The 19789-nt window shown below is 72.7% G+C and carries 21 protein-coding genes; 8 read left to right on the top strand and 13 right to left on the bottom strand.

Going from position 1 to position 19789, the window contains the following annotated elements:
• The first annotated feature begins 86 nt into the window (after positions 1–86).
• Entirely contained in the window at positions 87–920 is an 834-nt protein-coding gene (locus tag OHA65_RS32985) for a TIGR02452 family protein (RefSeq protein ID WP_405763052.1), read from the top strand.
• Positions 921–1015: 95 nt separating this feature from the next.
• A complete protein-coding gene (locus tag OHA65_RS32990) occupies positions 1016–1363 on the top strand; it encodes a hypothetical protein (protein ID WP_328764456.1) in 348 nt (115 codons plus the stop codon).
• Positions 1364–1384: 21 nt separating this feature from the next.
• On the opposite strand, the gene OHA65_RS32995 is transcribed toward OHA65_RS32990, so the two are convergent.
• From OHA65_RS32995 to OHA65_RS33020, 6 genes are all read right to left on the bottom strand, one after another.
• Complete coding sequence (locus OHA65_RS32995) at positions 1385–1849, bottom strand: type II toxin-antitoxin system PemK/MazF family toxin (RefSeq protein WP_328764457.1); 465 nt, start codon at positions 1847–1849, stop codon at positions 1385–1387.
• Between the two features lie 46 nt (positions 1850–1895).
• Positions 1896–2336 (bottom strand): ester cyclase, encoded by a 441-nt coding sequence (locus OHA65_RS33000; RefSeq protein WP_327279790.1) that lies wholly within the window; start codon positions 2334–2336, stop codon positions 1896–1898.
• 53 nt (positions 2337–2389) lie between these two features.
• Positions 2390–3055 carry an O-methyltransferase gene (locus OHA65_RS33005; protein ID WP_327279791.1) on the bottom strand — a complete coding sequence of 222 codons (666 nt, stop codon included), beginning with the start codon at positions 3053–3055 and terminating at the stop codon, positions 2390–2392.
• A 289-nt stretch (positions 3056–3344) separates the two neighbouring features.
• Positions 3345–4775 (bottom strand): amidase, encoded by a 1431-nt coding sequence (locus OHA65_RS33010; RefSeq protein ID WP_405763053.1) that lies wholly within the window; start codon positions 4773–4775, stop codon positions 3345–3347.
• Between the two features lie 58 nt (positions 4776–4833).
• A complete protein-coding gene (locus OHA65_RS33015; protein WP_405763055.1) occupies positions 4834–5538 on the bottom strand; it encodes an alpha/beta fold hydrolase in 705 nt (234 codons plus the stop codon).
• Positions 5539–5619: 81 nt separating this feature from the next.
• Positions 5620–6918, bottom strand: a complete 1299-nt coding sequence (locus OHA65_RS33020; RefSeq protein ID WP_405763057.1) for an MFS transporter — start codon at positions 6916–6918, stop codon at positions 5620–5622.
• 296 nt (positions 6919–7214) lie between these two features.
• Between OHA65_RS33020 and OHA65_RS33025 the strand changes: the two genes are divergently transcribed.
• The 5 genes from OHA65_RS33025 to OHA65_RS33045 all read left to right on the top strand — a co-directional run bounded on the left by OHA65_RS33025 (position 7215) and on the right by OHA65_RS33045 (position 13385).
• The gene (locus tag OHA65_RS33025; protein WP_327279795.1) at positions 7215–8261 is read left to right on the top strand and encodes a LacI family DNA-binding transcriptional regulator; all 1047 of its coding nucleotides are present in this window, start codon (positions 7215–7217) and stop codon (positions 8259–8261) included.
• Positions 8262–8526: 265 nt separating this feature from the next.
• Positions 8527–9726, top strand: a complete 1200-nt coding sequence (locus OHA65_RS33030) for an acetyl-CoA C-acyltransferase (RefSeq protein WP_371645618.1) — start codon at positions 8527–8529, stop codon at positions 9724–9726.
• Positions 9727–9876: 150 nt separating this feature from the next.
• Complete coding sequence (locus OHA65_RS33035) at positions 9877–11316, top strand: aldehyde dehydrogenase family protein (protein ID WP_405763060.1); 1440 nt, start codon at positions 9877–9879, stop codon at positions 11314–11316.
• Positions 11317–11424: 108 nt separating this feature from the next.
• Complete coding sequence (locus tag OHA65_RS33040) at positions 11425–11832, top strand: thioredoxin family protein (RefSeq protein WP_327279798.1); 408 nt, start codon at positions 11425–11427, stop codon at positions 11830–11832.
• 134 nt (positions 11833–11966) lie between these two features.
• On the top strand, positions 11967–13385 hold the full coding sequence (locus OHA65_RS33045) for an NAD(P)/FAD-dependent oxidoreductase (RefSeq protein WP_327279799.1): 1419 nt from the start codon (positions 11967–11969) through the stop codon (positions 13383–13385).
• On the opposite strand, the gene OHA65_RS33050 is transcribed toward OHA65_RS33045, so the two are convergent.
• From OHA65_RS33050 to OHA65_RS33080, 7 genes are all read right to left on the bottom strand, one after another.
• Positions 13357–13680, bottom strand: coding sequence for a DUF2087 domain-containing protein (locus OHA65_RS33050; RefSeq protein ID WP_327279800.1), 324 nt, complete (start codon positions 13678–13680; stop codon positions 13357–13359). The two genes, OHA65_RS33045 and OHA65_RS33050, sit on opposite strands and share 29 nt — an antisense overlap.
• Before the next feature lie 361 nt (positions 13681–14041).
• Entirely contained in the window at positions 14042–14692 is a 651-nt protein-coding gene (locus OHA65_RS33055) for a hypothetical protein (protein ID WP_327279801.1), read from the bottom strand.
• A gap of 89 nt (positions 14693–14781) precedes the next feature.
• Positions 14782–15174 (bottom strand): DUF6114 domain-containing protein, encoded by a 393-nt coding sequence (locus tag OHA65_RS33060; protein ID WP_327279802.1) that lies wholly within the window; start codon positions 15172–15174, stop codon positions 14782–14784.
• Entirely contained in the window at positions 15165–15815 is a 651-nt protein-coding gene (locus OHA65_RS33065) for a DUF6230 family protein (RefSeq protein ID WP_371645619.1), read from the bottom strand. The genes OHA65_RS33060 and OHA65_RS33065 overlap by 10 nt, the downstream gene beginning before the upstream one ends.
• 118 nt (positions 15816–15933) lie before the next feature.
• Positions 15934–16710 carry a MerR family transcriptional regulator gene (locus OHA65_RS33070; RefSeq protein ID WP_328764466.1) on the bottom strand — a complete coding sequence of 259 codons (777 nt, stop codon included), beginning with the start codon at positions 16708–16710 and terminating at the stop codon, positions 15934–15936.
• Between the two features lie 52 nt (positions 16711–16762).
• Entirely contained in the window at positions 16763–17950 is a 1188-nt protein-coding gene (locus tag OHA65_RS33075) for a methyltransferase (protein WP_371646746.1), read from the bottom strand.
• 69 nt (positions 17951–18019) lie between these two features.
• On the bottom strand, positions 18020–18370 hold the full coding sequence (locus tag OHA65_RS33080) for a tetratricopeptide repeat protein (RefSeq protein ID WP_327279805.1): 351 nt from the start codon (positions 18368–18370) through the stop codon (positions 18020–18022).
• Between the two features lie 106 nt (positions 18371–18476).
• On the opposite strand from OHA65_RS33080, the gene OHA65_RS33085 reads away from it, so the two are divergent.
• Positions 18477–19442, top strand: coding sequence for a pirin family protein (locus OHA65_RS33085; protein ID WP_327279806.1), 966 nt, complete (start codon positions 18477–18479; stop codon positions 19440–19442).
• The last annotated feature ends 347 nt before the right edge of the window (positions 19443–19789 follow it).

Consider the following 19789-nt stretch of genomic DNA (forward strand, 5'->3'; position numbering starts at 1 on the left):
TCCTTGTCGGCCTGAAAGGTGGGAGTCGGCCACCGCGCGGAAAAAATCTCTGGCCGCGGGCGGTCCGTACTGCCGATGATGGCGACGTGAGCAGCAGATTGCGCGAGATCGCGCGGGAGAACGCGACCATCGTGGCGGCCGGTGGCTACCGATCGCGGTCGGGGCGGCAGGTGTCCCTCGCCGCCGCCCTGACGGACGCCAGGGCCGGAACCAGGATATATGGGCCAAACCAGGTCATTCCAGACGAGGGTCTTCCCGCCGCACGCCATGAGACGGCCATCGAGGTGACGGGGGAGAGCAGCACGGTCGCAGCCCGTAGGCTCGCCGCCGACGGTCCGGCGCCGGTCCCGGTGGCCGTCCTGAACTTCGCCTCGGCCCGCAATCCCGGGGGCGGCTACCTCCGCGGGGCCAAGGCGCAGGAAGAAGCGCTGTGCCGCGCCTCCGCCCTGTACGAGACCCTGCTGGAGGCCCCGGAGTACTACGAGGTCCACCGCGCGGGACGCAGCACCTTCTACACCGACCGGGTGATTCACTCGCCCGGGGTCCCCGTCTTCCGCGACGACCGGGGCGAACTCCTGGACACCCCCTTCCGAGCGGGCTTCCTCACCTCCCCGGCCCCGAACGCGGGCACCATCCGCCGCCAGGAGCCAGAACGCACCGCCGAGATCCCGGCGGCCCTGGCCCGGCGCGCGGAGCGCGTCCTGGAAACGGCGACGCTGCACGGATACCCGCGGCTGGTGCTGGGGGCCTGGGGGTGCGGAGTGTTCCAGAACGACCCCGCAGAGGTCGCGGAGGCCTTCCGGGCCCTGCTGGCCGGCCGTTTCGCAGGGGTCTTCGAACGGGTGGTGTTCGGGATCCTGGACCGCGATCCGGCCCCCAAGGAGGCGTTCCAGCGGACTTTCGCGGAGTTCGGAGCCTGAGGGGGAGGGGCCGGAAGGGTGGGAGGAGCCGCAGCGGCCGGGCGCCGGCGTCGCGTGTCCGGTGACCGTCGGTGGGTCCCGCCATACTGCGTCGTGTGACCGACCCCGAGCCTGACCCCGATCCCGACGTCGCCCCCGACGCCCTGTTCGAGGACATCGCCGCCGACCTCGCCCCGCGCGGAGTCACCACGGGCGCCATGTTCGGGGCGCGCGCCCTCAAAGCCCGCGGCAAGGTCTTCGCCTGCCTCAACGGCGACACCCTCGCCGTCAAACTCGGCGCGGGCACCCCGGCGCACACCAAAGCCCTGTCCCTGCCCGGCGTCGAACTCTTCGACCCCTCCGGCGCAGGGCACCCCTTCAAGGACTGGGTCGTCCTGCCCGCCGGCCGGGCGGAGCACTGGCCGCACTACGCCGAACGGGGGCTGGCCGCCCTCGGCGGCTGACCCACCGGCCCGTCCGGCGCGCTACCTCCAGCCGTAGCGCTCGCGGAGCCGGTTCACGACCAGCTGGAACCGGCCCCGGTCCAGGGCGCACGCCTCGCGCCGCATGCCCGCCTCGTGCACCCTCAGCACCCGGTCCACGTCCACCCAGGACTCCCGCCCGGCGCCGTCCCACGGCCCCGTCCCGATCGGCACCCACTCCCGATCGTTGTCGTGCCGCTTGCTGGACAGCTGTACGGCGAGCAGCGTCCGCCCGCCCTCCTCCCGGGCGACGACCAGCACGGGGCGGTCCTTGCCGCGCCCGTCGTTCTCCTCGTACGGGACCCAGGTCCACACGATCTCGCCGGGATCCGGATCGCCGTCCTTGTCGGGCGCGTACTCGGTGCGCACGGGCCCGATGGCATGCGGATCGGCCTCGGTCGTGGCGGTGACCCCGTCGCGCCCGGGCTGCTCGGTGGGATCGGAGCTGTGGTGGGAAAGTGCCGTCATTCGGGTGAGGTTACTGGCTCGGACCGCCTGCGCGCGCCAGCGGCGGTCACTCCGTCCCCGGCCAGTCCCAGCCCAGCTGGGCGAAGAGCCCGAGCCGGTCGCTCACGGCTCGAATCTGCGCGATCTTCCCCTCGACGAGGGTGAAGATCCAGATGGCCTCCACCTCGAACGCGCGCCCGGTCGGCTTCGGCATCCGCGGGTGGGTGCCGTTGTGGGTGCCGCACTGCAGGACGCGCGCGACGACTTGGTCGCCCTCGCCGACGAGTTCTTCGACCTGGACGGTGAGCGGGTCGAAGGCGGCGAGCTGGCTGCGGATGCCGTCGAAGGCGGCGCCGGGCTCGTCGGCCTCGCCGTGGATGATCTGGTTGTGGTCGACGACGTCCCCGGCCATGAACTTCACCAGGTCCTGCGGCCGTCGCTCGCTGACCGCCTCGAAGAAGCCGAGGACGGCCTGCTTGTTGTCCTCCACGGAAATGCTCGTGCCCATCTCGTTCCCCCACTGGCGTCGTTGGTCGACGCGAGCATACGAGGGGCCGCGGATCAGCCGGTGACCAGGGCCATGACCAGGCCGTCGTAGCCCTTGCTGCCGACGGTCTGGAGGGCGGTCGCGGTCAACCTCGGGTGCTCGGCGATCAGTTCGGTGAACCGGCGCACCCCCTGGACGCGGGGGTCGGTGCTGTCGGCGTCAACGACCGCGCCGTCCCGGACGACGTTGTCGCCGATGATGACGCTCCCGGGCCGGGTGAGCTCAAGGGCCCACTTCAGGTAGTCCGGGTTGGACGGCTTGTCGGCGTCGATGAAGACGAGGTCGAACGGGGCGAGGTCCACCAGTTCGGGCAACAGGTCGATGGCCCGGCCGCGCCGGATGTCGACGACCTCGTCCAGCCCCGCCCGGGCGATGTTGGCGGCGGCGACGTCCGCACAGTGCTCGTCGACCTCCAGCGTGACCAGCCGCCCGCCGGCGGGCAGCGCCCTGGCCAGCCAGATGGTGCTGTAGCCGCCGAGCGTACCGATCTCAAGGACGGTGCGGGCGCCGTGAATGCGGGCCAGGAGGTGCAGCAACTTCCCCTGATTCGGAGCCACCTGATGCGCGGGCAGCCCCGCCGCCTCGGAGTCGACGCTCGCGGCGACGAGAGCGTCGTCCTCCCGGACTAGGAGCCCGTTGAAGTAGCCGTCGACGGCCGTCCACGTCGTCTGCTGAACCATGAGTGCTCCTGCTCCCCGTGACGTGTGAGTTCCTAAAGGAAACGTACACGAGATCGACAGTCTTCCAACAGGGTGTTGAAGGTTGGGGCCGGGGCCGGGGCCGGGGCCGGTCGGTGCCGGCGGGGCGGGGTGCGGGGTGGGGGCGGGAGCCGGGCCGGGCGGTGTCGGTGGGGTCGGCCGGGGGCGGCCCCGCCCCCGGCATCCCGGCCGGCCCCTCCGACCCCGATCCGCCCCGCCCCCGGCCCCGCCCCCGGGTCGGCTCGGTCGATGGCCGGCCTGCCGGGGGCCCTCAGGTTCCGCCCGGCCAGTGGCGTGCCCAGCCTTCTGCCGCTTCCGTCTGCGCAGCCAGGCTCAGGAGGAGGGGTTCCGATCCCTCCGGGCCCAGGAGTTGGGCTCCCATCGGGAGGCCCTCGGTCGTGAATCCCGCCGGGATGTTCATCCCCGGCCAGCCGAGGACGTTCCACGTCCAGGCGTACGGGCAGGCCGCGATCATCGCCCGGTCCGTGGCCATCGCGCCGAGCCCCGCCAGGGCTCCGATGCGCAGGGGTGGTGCGGCCGTCGTCGGGGTCAGGACGACGTCGAAGCGGCCGAAGATCTCGCCGACCCGCCGCCGTAGCAGGACTTCCGCCCGGCGGGACACCCGCAGCGGGAGGCCGCCCAGGACGCGGCCCGTGCGCATCGCCTCGTGCGTGCGCGGGTCCAGCACCGCGGGGTCCGGTACGCGGGACGCCCAGTCCCGTACGCCTCCGGTCGCCCGGGGGACGAAGGTGAGGCCGATCTGTCCGTAGCGCGGGTCCTGCGGGACCACTTCGTGGCCCAGCGACTCCAGCCGTGCGGCCAGTCGCTCCACCGCCGAACGGACCTCCGGGTCCAGGGACTTCGGCGTCGCGGTGAAGGCCATGGCGAACGACAGGGCGATGCGCAGCCTGCGCGGGGTGCGGCGGGTCGCCTCGACCGCCGAGACGGGGGCCGGGTGGTGCCGGTCCCCGGGGTGCTGGCCGCTCGCCGCGTCGAGCAGGAGCGCCGCGTCGGCGACGGTGCGGGCCAGTACACCGTTGACCGTCAGCCCGTGGAACGACTCCGGCTCGGGCCAGGTGGAGATGCGGCCGCGCTGCGGTTTGACGCCCACCAGGTGGGTCCAGGCCGCGGGGATCCGTACCGAACCCGCCCCGTCGGACCCGAGCGCCGCCGGGACCAGGCCCGCGGCCACGGCGGCCGCCGAGCCGCCCGAGGAACCACCGGGCGTGTAGGCCGGGTTCCACGGATTGCGGGTGTCGCCGAACGCCGGGCCTTCGGTGAACGGCCATTGGCCCAGCTCTGGTGTCTGGGTCTTGCCGACGATGATCGCGCCGGCCGCGCGCAGTCTTCGTACGGCCTCGCCGTCGGCGGTCTTCGGCGGGAACTCCCCGGCGCAGCCGAACGCGGTCGGCTCCCCGGCGACGTCCATGTCGTCCTTGACGGCGACCGGTACACCGAGCAGCGGGAGCCGCTCTCCGGCGGCCAGGCGACGGTCGGCCGTGTCCGCCTCGGCGAGCGCGGCCTCGGTGCGCACGATCCGGAATGCGTTCAGCTCCGGCTGCGCGGTGGCGATCCGCTCCAGTGCCTCCTCGGTCAACCGGCGTGCGGAGACGGCTCCTTCGGCGAGAGCCCGCGCCGTGTCCACCAGACCGCCGCAGGCGGAAGAGACGGTCGAAGCTCTGGTACCTGACGCCACCGACATCGGACCTCCTCGTTACCGATCGGTAGGGCCGAAGGTAGCGGGGAGGGACCGAGGGTGGCTAGAGCGGTTGGATCCAGCCTTCCAGCGAGGTCATGAAACCGTCGAAGTCGTCGCGGTGGATGGTGTGTCCGGCGCCGGCGACCGACCGGACCTCGAAGCCGCGCTCTTCGAGGAGCGCGGCCCGCTCCGGCGAGATGGGGATGCTCGGGTCGGCGAGCTGGACGAGCGAGGGGACCACCGGCGCCGCCGGCAGCAGATTCGCGCCGGACAGCGAGGCCATGCCGAGCGCCATCTCCTCGTCCCACGCGGCCAGGGTCTCCAGCTCGATGTCGACGTCCGCGTCCTCCCAGCGCGGGTTCATCGCCCGGATCTGCTCCTTGGGCGCGGACTTGAACTGGACGAACAGCTCCGGGCCCATCCCCTCGGCCGGGCCGGCCAGGTGCCAGGCCGGGTCGGAGAACACCGCCCGCTTCGGCTTCAACCGGTTCACGGCGAGGGACAGGGCCAGTCCGCCCAGGGAGTGGCCGATGGCGAGGTCGGCGCCCGTCGGCAGGCTCTCGACGAGGTCGTCCGCGAAGAGCTCCGGGCGGTAGGCGCCGCGCCCGCTGGCGCCGTGGCCGCGCAGGTCCACGGCGATGACCCGGTAGCCGCGGTCGGCGAGTGCGGGGCCCACCCGGCGCCAGGTCCGGTGGTCGGCCATCATGCCGTGGATCAGGAGCGCGACGCGGTCGCCCTCGCCCCAGGTGTGGGTGTGCAGCTGCACGGTGTTGCCTTTCTGCAGGGTGGTGCCGTGTACGAGAGGAGGCGGACCGGGTGGAAAGGGGCGGCGGTGGACCGCCCGCGCTCACCGCACGCTGCGGATCGGCTTCACCGCCAGCGCGCCCGCCACCGCAACGGCGGCGACGACGAACAGGGCGGTGTAGCCGCCGCTCAGCGAGACGACCACCGAGGCGACGAACGGCGCGATGATCTGCGGGCCCGCGTTCGCGATGTTGAGCACGCCCATGTCGCGAGCCGCGTCCTCGGCCTTCGGGAGCACCATCGTCACGAGCGCCGTGTCGACGGCCATGTAGCAGCCGAAGGCGAGTCCGTTGACGGCCGCGAAGGCGAGCATGGCCGTCCAGCTCGCCGACACGGCCGGGATCACGAGCGCGACGGCCGACAGCAGGGCGCAGGCGCCGACGAACAGCTTGCGGCGGTCGAGCCGGTCGGAGAGGTAGCCGCCGAGGACCGTGGAGACGACCATCGCGGCGCTGGTCAGCGGCATCAGCACCGCCACCGCGGCCTGCGGCTTCATGCCGTCGGGCAGCACGGTGTGGTCCTGGAGGATGTACAGCTGGTACCCGGTGACCGCGAAGTAGCCGAGGACGAGCAGCGCCCGACCGATGAAGGCCCACCGGAAGTCGTGGTTCCGCAGGGCGCTGGTGAAGGCGGCGAGCTGCTCCTTGACGGGCATCGGGGCGCGCGCCGGGAGCCGTTCCTCGCGGGTGCAGGCGGTGAACAGGACGGCGGCACCCGCCACGACCGCGCCGAAGACGAGGTACCCGGTGCGGTAGTCCTCGGAGAACGCCGCGCCGAGCAGGGCGCCGAGGGTGGAGCCGAAGGGCAGGCCGAGCCCGACGGCCGCGGAGGCCGTGCCGCGGGCGGACTTGGGAACCCGGTCGGGGACCACGGAGGTGATGGCGGCCTGGTAGACGTTCATGACGGCCTGGCCGAGGCACCAGGCGATCGTGATGAGCAGGATCGTGTCGGCGGTGCCGAGCAGGAACATCGCCGGTACGGCGGCGAGCCCGCCGCCCAGGATCCAGGGGTTGCGCCGTCCGCTGCGGTCGGACAGCGCGCCGGCCACCGGGTTGAAGACGGTGGCGAAGATCGCGGAGACCCCTGCGATCAGGCCGAAATTGGAGACCTTGTTCGCCGGGTCGACGTCTTCTACCTGGAGGGCGAGCAGGACGCCGGCGACGCCGATGTAGAGCGTGTACATCGCGCTGTTGCCGACGAGCAGCAACGGGAACAGGCCCCGTCCGGGACCGCGCGCGGCGGTGGCGGCGCCAACTGAGGCGGACGCGTCGTCGGGGGTGGCTCCGGTGGTGCCGGTGCCGGAGGAGGAAAGGGCCACGGTGCCCTCGTGGGCGGGTTTCATCGTGCGGGTGAAAGTGGGTGAGGGGTGCAGGGAGGGGTGCGGGGAGGTGCTGGGAGGGTGCGGATCGGTGTGCCAAGAGGTGCGCGCCGCGCTGTCGCGACGGCGGGGGTGCGACGGAACACGACAGGGCGGCGGCACGGCGGGACACGGTCGGACACGTGCTGCTGCGCCCCCCCGAGGCGCGGGGTGCGGCGCCTGGTTACACGTGTCAATGAATCGTGTAACCACTGTGTAGCACTGGTTTCCGGCCATGCGCTAGCCCCCGGGCGCAATCGGTCTGGAAGGATGCCACGGCAATGTCACAGTCATCGAAAGCGCCGAAGCCGTTGGCCCCGGCCCCGGCGCCGTCCCCCGCGCAGCTCCCCGTCCCGACCAGTGCCGACGTGGCCCGCCTCGCCGGTGTGTCGCGCGCGACGGTCTCGTACGTCCTGAACAATGCGGAAGCCGTACGCATCAGCGAACCGACCCGCCGCAAGGTCCGTCAGGCCGCCGAGGAGCTCGGGTACGTACCGCACGCCGCCGCGCGCAGCCTGCGCGCCGGGCATACGCGGATCGTGCTGCTGCCCACCTCGCACGTGCCGATCGGCCCGCTCTACAGCGCCTTCCTCAACGAGCTCCAGTGGTCCCTGCGCCGCCTCGACTACACCGTGGTCCAGTACGGCAGCCTCGGCCTCAGCGGTGACGAAGCCGCGCGCGCCTGGGCCGAGCTGCGCCCGGTCGCGGTGATATCCCTCGGCGAGACCACCCTGTCCGCGCACAACGTCGCCACGCTCAAGCGGGCCGGCGCCCGCGCGGTGATAACCATGGGCCCGATCGGGGTCCCCGGGGCGCACTCCCTGGTGATGGACCAGAGCGAGGTCGGCGTCCGGGCGGCCGCGCACCTCGTCGAGCGGGGCCACCGGCGGATCGGCGTGGTCGTCCCGCAGGAGGAGGGGCTGGAGCTCTTCTCCACCCCTCGGCTGGAGGGTGCCCGCTCGGTCGCGGACGCCGTGATCGAGCCGCTCCCGATGGCCTACTCGGAGGAGTCGGCCGCCGCCCTCGCCGCCCGCTGGCGTTCGCTCGGCCCGGACGCGGTGTTCGCGTACAACGACGAGTACGCGATGCTGTTGATGCGGGCCCTGCTGGACGAGGGCCTGCGCATCCCCGAGGACGTCGCGGTGATGGGCGCGGACGACCTGCTCATCGGCAGGCTGCTGCGGCCGAGGCTGAGCACGGTGCAGATCGAGCTGCCCAGCGGGGACCACCTGGCCGAGCTGGTGGACCGGGCGGTGCGCGAGCCGTCCGAGATCACGCAGCGGCACGACCTGATGACCGCGGTGGCCGTCCGGCGGGAGTCGACCTGACGACACCGCCGCCACGTCCCGCCCCGAAGCGGACCAGACCCCGGACCGGCCCCACCGCCCCGGACCGGCCCGACCTGCCTGACCGGCTTGATCGCCCTGGTCGGTGGCCGGCGTCCGCCGCCGGCCGGCAAGGGGCCGTTGACAGCCGGTGACCTGCGGACGGAGACTGCGGGCGCGCCCCACCGGGCGCGCCCGGCGCCGTACCGGGTGCCGACCACGGCACCGCCCCGGCGCCGCCCGTAAGGATCCGCCCAGGAGAGCCCCCATGAGCATCCGCACCGTCCGCGACGTGTACGTCGTCGACGCCGTCCGCACCCCGATCGGCAAGTTCGGCGGCGCCTACGCCGGGGTCCGCCCGGACGACCTCGCCGCACACGTCGTGCGGGCGCTGGTGGACCGTACGCCCGACCTGGACCCCGCCAGGATCGACGACGTGGTCTTCGGTGACGCCAACGGCGCGGGCGAGGACAACCGGGACGTGGCCCGCATGGCGGTCCTGCTCGCAGGTCTCCCGGTGTCCGTGCCCGGGGTCACCGTCAACCGGCTCTGCGGTTCGGGTCTCGAAGCGGTGGTCCAGGCCGCCCGGGCGATCGCGCTGGGCGACGCCTCGGTGGCCATCGCGGGCGGCGTGGAGTCGATGAGCCGCGCCCCCTGGGTGGTGCAGAAGCCGGAACGGCCCTTCCCGGCCGGACACCAGCAGATGTGGTCCACCACGCTCGGCTGGCGGATGACCAACCCGCGGATGCCCGCGGAGTGGACGGGCTCCCTCGGGGAGGGCGCCGAACTCATCGCGGAGAAGCACGGCATCACCCGCGAGGCCCAGGACCTCTTCGCGCTGGAGAGCCACCGCAAGGCCGCGGCCGCCTGGTCCGCCGGACTGTACGACGACGAGGTCGTCCCGTACCCCGGGGTGGACCTCGTGCGCGACGAGTGCATCCGGGAGGGCTCCACCCCCGAGGCGCTGGCCCGCCTGAAGCCCGCGTTCCGGACGGACGGCACGGGTACGGTCACGGCCGCGAACGCCTCCCCGCTCAACGACGGCGCCGCGGCGCTGCTGCTGACGGACGAGGACGGGCTGGCGGCCACGGGCCGGGAGCCGCTCGCCCGGATCAGCGCCTCCGCGGTCACCGGCATCGAGCCGCAGCTCTTCGGTCTGGGGCCGGTCGACGCCGTGCAGCGCGCGCTCGCCAAGGCGGGCCGGGGCCTGGCCGAACTCACCACCCTTGAACTCAACGAGGCTTTCGCGGCCCAGGCGTTGGGCTGCGTCGCGGCCTGGCCGGAGCTGGACCCGGCCGTGCTCAACCCGCGCGGCGGCGCCATCGCGATCGGTCACCCGCTGGGTGCCTCCGGGGCCCGGCTGGCCGGTTCGGTGGCGCACCAGCTGGCCGCGGCCGGTTCGGGTACGGGCATGGCGACGCTGTGCATCGGGGTCGGGCAGGGCATCGCGCTCGTCCTGGAGCGCTGAACGCACCCACGCCGTCGCGCCGTCGAACGTTTCCGGTCACGACGGCCCGTCAACTGCCCAATAACTGAACAGATGTGGTGCCTCCGGTCTGGCACGATGGCGCGTGCTGCCGCCCCCTGCCACGCCCATCCCCACCGGAGGCCCCGCGCCATGCCGCTCCTCGAACCGACGCTCTGGCAGGACGGACCGACCCTGACCGGGGGCGCCGCCCCCGTCGTCGAACCCGCCACCGGCCGTACCCTCGCCACCATCGAACTGGCCGCGCCCGCCGACGTCGCGGAGGTCGCCGTACGGGCGCGGGCCGCCCAGGAGGATTGGGCGCGGGCCACCCACACGGCGCGGGCCGCGGTCCTGCGCCGCGCCGGCGACCTGTTCGCGGCCCACGCCGACGAACTGCGGGACTGGCTGGTGCGCGAGTCCGGCTCGATACCCGGCAAGGCGGACTTCGAGCTGCACGTCGCCGCCCAGGAGTGCTACGAAGCCGCCGCGCTGGCCTCCCGCCCGGTCGGACAGGTGCTGCCGAGCGAGGCTCCGCGCCTGTCCTTCACCCGCCGGGTCCCGGCCGGGGTGGTGGGCGTGGTGGCCCCGTTCAACGCGCCGCTGATCCTGGCGATCCGTTCGGTCGCGCCGGCCCTCGCCCTCGGCAACGCGGTGCTGCTCAAGCCGGATGCGCGGACCGCCGTGTGCGGCGGCCTCGCGCTCGCCGCCGTCTTCGCCGCCGCGGGGCTCCCGGACGGGCTGCTGCACGTACTGCCCGGAGACGCACGGACCGGGGCGGCGGTCGTCACGGATCCGCTGGTGCGGGTGGTGTCGTTCACCGGGTCCACGGCCGCCGGGCGGCTCGTGGGAGAACTGGCGGGCCGTCACCTCAAGCGTGCGCACCTTGAGTTGGGAGGGAACTCGGCCCTCGTCGTACTCGGGGACGCCGATGTCGGGGCCGCCGTGGCGCAGGCCTCCTGGGGCTCGTTCTTCCACCAGGGTCAGATCTGCATGACGGCCGGCCGCCACCTCGTCCACGCCTCGCTGTACGACGAGTACGTGGAGCGGCTCGCCGCGCGGGCCGAGGCGCTGGCGGTGGGGGACCCGTACCGAGAGCGGGTGCACCTGGGGCCGCTGATCGACCGCGGCCAGTTGGAGCGGGTCCACGCCCTGGTGGAGGCCAGTGCGGAGCAGGGCGCCAAGCTCGTCGCCGGGGGCACCCACGAGGGGCTGTTCTACCGGCCGACCGTGCTGGCGGGCGTCGCCGACGACACCCCCGCGTACGCGGAGGAGGTCTTCGGCCCGGTGGCGCCCGTACGGTCCTTCGGCACGGAGGAGGAGGCGGTGGCCCTGGCTTCGGCGGGCCCGTACGGCCTCTCCCTCGGGATCGTGACCCGGGACGCGGCGCGCGGGCTGGAGCTGGCCGGGCGGATCCCGACCGGGATCGCGCACGTCAACGACCAGACGGTGAACGACGAGGCGGTGGCTCCCTTCGGCGGGGTGGGCGCCTCCGGCACGGGAGCCCGGTTCGGCGGGGAGGCGAACCTGGACGCCTTCACGGAGCTGCGCTGGACCACGGTCCGCTCGACCCCGGCGGGGCACCCCTTCTGAGGGCCTGGCGGGCCTGCGGCCTGCGCGCGGCGTCGGGCCCCGGGCGGAATGCGCGGGGCGGGCCGATCGTTCAAGGTGCATACAAGGCAATCAGGAGGTCTGGACACCGTGGCTACTGTCGAGCTCACCAAGGAGAACTTCGACCGGACGGTCAGCGAGAACCCGTTCGTGCTGATCGATTTCTGGGCGGGATGGTGCCGGCCCTGCCTCCAGTTCGCCCCGGTCTACGAGAAGGCCTCGCAGGCCCACCCGGATCTGGTCTTCGCCAAGGTGGACACGGAGGCCCAGCAGGAGCTGGCCGGCGCTTTCCAGATCACCTCGATCCCGACGCTGATGATCGTCCGCGATCAGGTGGCGATCTTCGCGCAGCCCGGCGCGCTGCCGGAGGCCGCGCTGACGGACCTCATCGGGCAGGCGCGGGCGCTGGACATGGACGAGGTGCGCGCGAAGATCGCCGCGTCGCAGCAGGAGGGCCGGCCGGGCGCGGGGGACTCCGCCGGCACGCCGGAGGCCTGAACACCGCCCCTTCGCACCTGCGCCCGTTCTTCCCCGCCCGCGCCTCGCGCCTGCGGCGCGTCGTTCGTGGTCCACACGTAAGGTGACGGGGACATGAGCCCCTGGGACCACGGACGGTGACGGTGTCGGAAGCGGTGGAGTACGACGTAGTGGTGCTCGGCGGGGGTCCGGCCGGCGAGAATGTCGTGGACCGGACCCGCGCCGCCGGGCTGAGCACCGCCCTGGTGGAGGCCGAACTCATCGGCGGGGAGTGCTCGTACTGGGCCTGCGTCCCGAGCAAGGCGCTGCTACGCCCGGCGCTGGCCAGGGCCGATGCCCGCCGGGTGCCGGGCCTCGCGGGCTCGGTCGGCGGGCCGCTCGACGCGCAGGCCGTGTTCGCGCACCGCGACTACTGGACCGGCAGTTGGAAGGACGACGGCCAGGTCGACTGGTTGGACTCCATCGGTGCCCACGTCTACCGCGGCCACGGCCGTCTGTACGGCTACCGCAAGGTCGCCGTCACCAGCCCCGAGGGCGAGCACCACGTGCTCGCCGCCCGGCACGCGGTGGTCGTGGCCACCGGTACCCGGGCCGTGGTCCCGGACGTGCCCGGGATCGCCGGGGCGCGGCCGTGGACCAGCCGCGAGGCCACCTCGGCCCGGGAGGTGCCGGGGCGGCTGCTGATCGTGGGCGGCTCGGTGGTGGCCGCCGAGATGGCCACGGCCTGGCAGGCCCTCGGCTCGCAGGTCACGGTCCTCGTGAGGGGTGCACGGATGCTGCCTCGGATGGAGGACTTCGCCGGGGAGCTGGTCGCCGAGGCGCTGCGCGAGGCCGGCGCGGTCGTCCGTACGGAAGTCTCCGTCGAGGCGGTCGTCCGTGACGGTTCGACCGGGCCCGTACGGGTCGTACTGGAGGGCGGCGAGGTCCTGGAGGGCGACGAGCTGCTGGTGGCGACCGGCCGCTCTCCGCACACGCAGGACATCGGGCTGGAGACCGTCGGGCTGACCCCCGGCGACTGGATCGCGGTCGACGACACCTGCCGGGTCCTGGACCACGACTGGCTGTACGCCGTCGGCGATGTGAACCACCGCGCGCTGTTGACCCACCAGGGCAAGTACCAGGCCCGGATCGCGGGCGCGGCCATCGCCGCCCGCGCGGCGGGCAGCCCCGCACTGGACACCGCCCGCTGGGGCGCGCACGCGGCGACCGCCGATACGCAGGCCCTGCCGCAGGCGGTGTTCACCGACCCGGAGGCCGCGGCGGTCGGCCTCACCCTCGCCGAGGCCGAACGGGCCGGTCACCGGGTACGTGCCGTCGACTACGACCTGGGCAAGGTCTCGGGCGCCGGCCTGTACGCCGACGGGTACCGCGGCCGGGCCAGGATGGTCGTCGACCTGGACCGGGAGGTGCTCCTCGGGGTCACCTTCGTCGGGCCGGGCGCGGCCGAGCTCCTGCACGCGGCCACGGTCGCGGTGGCGGGGGAGGTCCCGATCGGGCGGTTGTGGCACGCGGTCCCGGCGTTCCCGACGATCAGCGAGGTCTGGCTCAGGCTGCTGGAGGCGTACCGGGGGTAGTCGTGGCCCGCCGGTAGCTGCTGCCGTCCCGGGTGCGGATCAGCAGCCCCGCGGTGATGAGGTACCGCCGCAGCGCCGAGCAGTCCTCGTGAACGGTGCGCAGCGCGTCGTTCACCTCGGGCTCCGTGTAGGCCCTGTCGGGTGCGAAGAGGGTCTCGGCGAGGTGGGCGAGGAGCTGCTCGCGGCGGCCGGCCTTGCGCGGGATCGCGGTGAGCCGCCCGCCGGAGAAGAGGTCGGCGACGCCGCGCCGCGCATTCGGTCGGGCGGCGTGGGGCGGGAGGTCGTTCTGTGACATGACAGCGAGCCTGTCGGACTCCCGTATTTGCGGCAAAGGGTTTTCGGCGGCCGCGGTCGCGGTCAACCACGGGCCGCAGGTGAAGAGGTGACGGCCGTTCGTCTTGCTGAGCGGACGCCTGGTGGCCGCTGTTGATCGAGGCCGAGTTCAAGCAGGGCCTCGGCGCTCCGCTCTGCGACGCCCTGAGCGTCTCGCTGAAGCAGGCCGCCGCCGCCCCGGCGTCGGCGGTGTATCCGGCCCGCGTACCAGCAGGTGGTGGAGTTTCCGGCGCACCGCCCAGACCCGTACCGGCGAAAGACCCGCCGGCCCCGGAGCGCTCCGGGGCCGGCGGGCTTCTTCGTACGCGGGTCGCCGGCGCCCGTCAGGGGCCGACGGTGATCTGCTGCGCCGGGTCGGTCGTGTCGGTGACCTTGTACACGGCGTTGAAGACGGACGAGGTCGCGCTGGTCGGACAGCCGAACCCGCCGGTGACCGTGACCGGCACGGAGGCGTTGGTGAAGGTCAGGCTCGGCGGGGCGCCGTTCGCCCAGGTCCCGGGGACGTTCGCCGGGGCGGTCGGGGCGGCGGTGACCGTACAGGTGGCCAGGCCGGACGTCTGCACGACGAGCCCGCCGACCGGGACGGTCATGGTGGCGGTGATCGGGGAGCCGTCCTGCATCGAGACCGACCAGGAGCCGCTGGTGGTGACGGTCGGGGTCACTCCCCAGACGCTGGACGTGCAGGAGCTGTACGTCGGCGGGGAGATCGGCGAGGAGACGGGCCCGGAGGCGTTCTGGTTCCCGGGGGCGGCCGGGACCGTGCCGGTGGAGACGGAGACCGTACAAGTCACCGTCACCGAACCGGCCTTGAGGGTGGCCTTGCCGCTGAGGGTGGCCTTGAACGAGTGCCCGGCCGGGGTGACGGTGGTCGACCCGGCCAGCGGTAAGGGTGCGGCGGTGGCGGTGACCGAGGCCACCGACAGCGCTCCGGCGGCGGCGAGGCCGAGGGCGAATGCGGTACGCGTGCGGCTCATGGTGGCGCTCCTTGGGGATCGGGGTGCGGGCTGGAGCCGGTGGGTGTGGGGGACTGCGGTGGTTCGGGGGACCGTGGCGGTGCGGGCTGCTACGGCGCGGGGGGCGCGGGGGACTGCGGCGCAGCAGAGGGGCGTGCGGCGGCGTGCGGCTGCCAGGCGAACATCAGCCCGCCGCCGAGGATCCCGAGCAGGGTGCCGATCAGGAACCCGCCGAGGTTCGACAGGACCAGTGCGGCGGTCGCGATGAGCGTGGTGAGGACCCCGGCGAGGCTGCGCTGCGCCGGCGAGAACCACGCGGTGAGGCCGAGCACGATCATGACGATGCCCATCAGGACGGACGGGATGCCCGCGATGCCCTGCTGGAGCATCACCTTCAGCGGTGCGAGCGGCAGGGCGCAGATCTCGGCCCCGGCGAGGACCGCGAAGAGCCCTCCCCAGAACGGCCTGCCCCGCCGCCACCGCCGCCAGCGGCTCAGAAGCATTCCTTCTTGCCCTTGCTGATGTTCATGCTCAGCCCGGACAGCTTGAAGGTGCCCGCATTCGTCGCCCACGCCGTCTGGTGGAGATCGGAGATGCTGACGGTGTCCGCCTGTTGGGCGAACAGGTCCTGCATGCCCACGGCTTCCGTCGGGCCCTTGTCGAGGGTGGAGGCGTCGCGGCCGATCTCTATGTTGGTGAAGACGGCGTTGCCGGACAGCTGGGTGGCGTCGACGAACAGGTTGCTGGCCTCGACGGGGCTCTTGTCGCCGGCCGTGAGGTTCAGTGAGATGTCGCCGACGATGGGGAGCGTGGTGACCACCGACTGGCAGAGGCTGTGGAGCTTGGCCTCCTTGATGGCGGTGACCGCCACGGGGATGAGCTCCTCGCGGGCGTTGACGTCGACGCTGCCGTACTGGGCGAAGCCCTCGCCTTCCAGGCTGGTCGCCGACACCTTGAACTGCTGGCCCGACACGGCGAAGGAGGCGGCGAGCACGCCTTGTGCGAGGGCGATGCCGAGGCCCGCGGTGATGGCGACGGCGGGTACGGTCAGGACGGCGAAGCGGCGCCAGCGGACGCGGCCGCCTCCCTCGTCGTCTCTGCCGGGCGGGGCGGAGGAATCCGATAAGTTGGGGGAATCTGCCATGAGATCGTCCCTTATTTCGGCTGTGCACCGTTGTTACCGACGAGTTGAATGTAAGAGTGCCAATGGGGGTTGGCAAGGTTGTTCGACCGTGCCTTTTCGGCCGACTCCTACCCGTCGGTCACTGCTCCGTGCGCAGTAGTTCGGCGACCTCCGCCTCCACCCGCCGGCCCATCGCCCGGGCGAACTCCGCGGCCACGACCTCGCCCGCCACCGGACGCAGCGCCGCCGCCGCATCCGAGATGTGATCCAGCTGGCTGGCCGAAAGCTGCTCCAGCCCGTCCGGGCCGATCACATGCCGCCGGAACAGTCCGACGAACCGGTCGGCGAGCGCGGCCGCTTGAACCTGCACGAAATCCCCCGCATCGAGGATCTCCGCCAGCGGTACGCCCTGGCGCACGAGGGTGAGCGTCGCCTCCAGCAGCCGCCGGCTCCGGTGCGTGACCCGGTCGCCCTCGATCCTTACGTACCCCAGCTCCGCGGCCCGCCGGGTGTCCTCGGCCGTCGCCGCCGGGCCGAACAGCTCGCGCAGCTCGGCCAGGGTCATGGTGACCGGCTCCTCCTGGACCCAGTCGCGGGTCATCGCCCGCTCCAGGCCCAGCAGTTGGGACAGGCCGCCGCCGGCCTCCCAAGCGTGCAGCAGCTCGGCGATCCCGTTGACGCTGTACCCGCGCCCCAGCAGATCGCTGATCAGCCGCAGCCGGGTCAAGTGGTCCGCGGAGTACCAGGCGATCCGGCCCTCGCGGCGCGGTGGCGGGAGCAGCCCGCGCTCCTGGTAGTAGCGCAGGTTGCGCACCTTGACGCCGGCCGCGCGGGCCAGGTCCTCGCGACGGTAGCGCGTGCCGTCCGTCGCACCGGTCCTGCCGTCCGTACCGTCTTCTCGCACCAGGCTGCTCACGCGGCCGAGTGTAGGACCTGGCGGGGGACCTACCGGCGGGTGTACCGGCAGGTCACATGGGGCGCGACCGCTCGTCCCGCTTGACGGCCCGCAACACCACGAACTTCGGTTCGCTCGCCGTGACTTCACTGTTGCCGAAGAGGCGGCGCAGGTGGGTGTGGTAGCCCATGTGGCGGTTGGCGACCACCCACAGCTCGCCGCCCGGACGCAGCACCTTGCGCGACTGCGCGAACATGCGCAGCGCCGTCGCGTCCGTCGTCGCCTGGTGGGAGTGGAACGGCGGGTTGCACAGGACCAGGTCGACCGAGCTCGGGTCCAGCATGGCCACGCCGTCGCCGACGAGGAAATCGGCCCGCTCGCGCTCGCGGTGGACGTTGGCGCGGAACGTGGCCTTGGCGGAGGCGACCGCCTGGTACGACTCGTCGGTGAAGACGATCTCCGCGCGCGGGTCGGCGACCGCGACGGCCGTGCCGACGACGCCGTTGCCGCAGCCCAGGTCCACGACCCGGGCGCCGTTGGTGTTGGTCGGGATGCTCTGGAGGAAGAAGCGGGTGCCGACGTCGAGCCGGTCCGCGCAGAAGATTCCGGCGTGGTTGACGGCGGTCAGGCCGGCGCCCGAGCCCGCGTCCTCGTCCAGGGTGTAGGTGACCGGCCACGGGTCGACCGTGCGCGCCGCAGCGGCACTGGGCGTGCAGAAGATCAGCCGGGCCTTCTTCTCGGCGAGCGAGGTCTTGGTCGGGCCGAGGATCCGCTCGAAGAGCTTCAGTGTGGAGGTGTGGATCTCCTTGACCATGCCGGTGCCCACGACGACCGTGCCCGCGTGCACGTGCGGAGCCAGCCGGTACAGCTGGTCCTCCAGCAGCGCCAGGCTCTTCGGCACCCGGACCAGGAGCACGTCGATCCGCTCGGGCGGCGGGTCCTGGGTGGTCAGCAGCCGCACCGTGGACTTGGCGGTGCCGATCCCGGCGCGGTCCAGGTTCGCGGCGGTACCGGACCGGGCCAGGTAGGAGTCGGTGATCTGCGTCGGGCGGTACGCGGCCAGAGCCGTCGTCAGCGCCCCCCAGCGGTCCCCGAGGATGGTGATCTGCCCGGCGCCGGCCAGGTCCACCGGGCCGCGTTCCCCCGTACCGGAGTCGAGGTGGCGCAGCAGGTACTCGTCGGCGGCGTCCCAGGCGCGGAGCTGGTCGCGCGGGTCTTCGGGGAAGCGGGTGAGCTCGTAGGAGCCGAAAGGCGTGGTCAGACGGTTCATCGTGCCCCCAGGCTAACCGAGACGGCAGCCCGGCCCGGCACGGCGCAGCCTTTTCTCCACCTACTCGGGGAAGTCTCCGGCCATGGCGGCGGCGAGCCGCAGGTACCGGGCCGCCTCGTCGGCACGGCCCAGGCGCTCCAGCGTCCGGCCGAGCATCAGCTGCGCGTAGTCCTCCACCGGCCAGCGCTCCAGGATGGCGCGGAGCTCCTGGTCGGCGCGGGAGAGCTGGGCGGAGTGGTAGTAGGCGCGGGCCAGCAGCAGCCGGGGCGCCAGCTGCTCGGGGGCCTCGGCGGCCAGCGCGTGCAGGACGCGGGCGGCCGTCGCGTACTCCTTCGCGTCGAAGAAGAGCCGGGCCCGCTCCCAGCGCTCGGCTGCCGTTCCGTGCTCGAAGTACGCCGTCGCCGTGTCCATCGCGTCCCTTCCGCCGTTCGGGTGGTGTGTCCGCCCCCTCCAACACGAGACGGCAGCCGGACATTCCACCGAACAGGGCGCTGGTGGGGGTACTAAGTTGTGCGGTATGAGCAATCTCGATCGCCAGCCCGCTCTCTCCGCTTGCGGCGGCCGCGGATTCGTCGTGGCCGAACCCGTCCGCGAGCTCCTCAGCCCGCGCACGGTCAAGCTCGGGGAGTCCACCGAGGTCCGCCGACTCCTGCCGAACCTGGGCCGCCGCATGGTGGGCGCTTGGTGCTTCGTCGACCACTACGGCCCGGACGACATCGCCGGCGAGCCCGGCATGCAGGTCGCCCCGCACCCCCACACCGGGCTCCAGACCGTGAGCTGGCTCCACGACGGCGAGGTGCTCCACCGGGACAGCGTCGGCAGCCTTGAGACGATCCGCCCGCGCGAGCTCGGCCTGATGACCTCCGGCCGCGGCATCAGCCACTCCGAGGAGAGCCCCCGCTCGCACGGCCGCGTCCTGCACGGGGCCCAGCTGTGGGTGGCCCTCCCCGAGGTCCACCGCAACGTGGATCCGCACTTCCAGCACCACGCGCAGCTCCCGCAGGTGACGGCGCCGGGCCTGACCGCGACGGTCATCCTGGGCACCCTGGACACGGCCACCTCGCCGGGCACGGCGTACAGCCCCATCGTCGGCGCCGACCTCGCCCTCGCGGCGGGCACCGAGACCAGGCTCCCGCTCGACCCGGACTTCGAGTACGCGGTGCTCTCGATGTCGGGGGAAGCCCACGTGGACGGCGTCCCGGTCCTCCCGGGCTCGATGCTCTACCTCGGCTGCGGCCGCACGGAACTCCCCCTGCGCGCGACGGCGGACGCGGGCCTGATGCTCCTGGGCGGCGAGCCGTTCGAGGAGGAGATCGTGATGTTCTGGAACTGGATCGGACGGTCACACGATGATATCGCGCAGGCTCGCGAAGACTGGATGAACGGGACGCGATTCGGTGAGGTGAAGGGCTACGACGGCCCTCCGATTCCGTCCCCCGAACTGCCGCCAACTCACCTGAAGCCCAGGGGAAGAGTGCGTTGACCTGCCATTTCATGCCGCCCCCGGCCGGGCGCAGCGCGCGCGGCACCCTTTCCGCTTCTTGTTGCCGAAGGGGGGTCGTCGGACATTGTCCGACGGCCTTCGGGGTGCGCGATCGAGTCTCAGGTGTTGCAGGCTGTAATCAGCTCTGGTTGGACGAATGCTGACCTTTTGCTGACTTTACTGACGAGTAGTTAGATCGGCCCTAGGTTTGCGCCAGATTGCCTTGCCCGCAAAGGACGGCGGATGCCGCCCTTCCCTCGTCGGCTCCGACGGCCTTGTCGGCGGAGCTGGCCAAGGCGTTCGATCTGTCGCCGGAGTGGGCGCGGTGGCATGTGGTGGACCTTGTG

Source organism: Streptomyces sp. NBC_00045, from assembly GCF_045041095.1.
Classification (GTDB): domain Bacteria; phylum Actinomycetota; class Actinomycetes; order Streptomycetales; family Streptomycetaceae; genus Streptomyces.

Bases quoted from the DNA above. Each gene is read 5' to 3' on its own strand.
- OHA65_RS33055 (WP_327279801.1), bottom strand. From the start codon at position 14,692: ATGAGCCGCACGCGTACCGCATTCGCCCTCGGCCTCGCCGCCGCCGGA.
- OHA65_RS33060 (WP_327279802.1), bottom strand. From the start codon at position 15,174: ATGCTTCTGAGCCGCTGGCGGCGGTGGCGGCGGGGCAGGCCGTTCTGG.
- OHA65_RS33000 (WP_327279790.1), bottom strand. From the start codon at position 2,336: ATGGGCACGAGCATTTCCGTGGAGGACAACAAGCAGGCCGTCCTCGGC.
- OHA65_RS33085 (WP_327279806.1), top strand. From the start codon at position 18,477: ATGAGCAATCTCGATCGCCAGCCCGCTCTCTCCGCTTGCGGCGGCCGC.
- OHA65_RS33050 (WP_327279800.1), bottom strand. From the start codon at position 13,680: ATGTCACAGAACGACCTCCCGCCCCACGCCGCCCGACCGAATGCGCGG.
- OHA65_RS33030 (WP_371645618.1), top strand. From the start codon at position 8,527: ATGAGCATCCGCACCGTCCGCGACGTGTACGTCGTCGACGCCGTCCGC.
- OHA65_RS33035 (WP_405763060.1), top strand. From the start codon at position 9,877: ATGCCGCTCCTCGAACCGACGCTCTGGCAGGACGGACCGACCCTGACC.
- OHA65_RS32995 (WP_328764457.1), bottom strand. From the start codon at position 1,849: ATGACGGCACTTTCCCACCACAGCTCCGATCCCACCGAGCAGCCCGGG.
- OHA65_RS33065 (WP_371645619.1), bottom strand. From the start codon at position 15,815: ATGGCAGATTCCCCCAACTTATCGGATTCCTCCGCCCCGCCCGGCAGA.
- OHA65_RS33020 (WP_405763057.1), bottom strand. From the start codon at position 6,918: ATGAAACCCGCCCACGAGGGCACCGTGGCCCTTTCCTCCTCCGGCACC.
- OHA65_RS33025 (WP_327279795.1), top strand. From the start codon at position 7,215: ATGTCACAGTCATCGAAAGCGCCGAAGCCGTTGGCCCCGGCCCCGGCG.
- OHA65_RS33080 (WP_327279805.1), bottom strand. From the start codon at position 18,370: ATGGACACGGCGACGGCGTACTTCGAGCACGGAACGGCAGCCGAGCGC.
- OHA65_RS33010 (WP_405763053.1), bottom strand. From the start codon at position 4,775: ATGTCGGTGGCGTCAGGTACCAGAGCTTCGACCGTCTCTTCCGCCTGC.
- OHA65_RS33005 (WP_327279791.1), bottom strand. From the start codon at position 3,055: ATGGTTCAGCAGACGACGTGGACGGCCGTCGACGGCTACTTCAACGGG.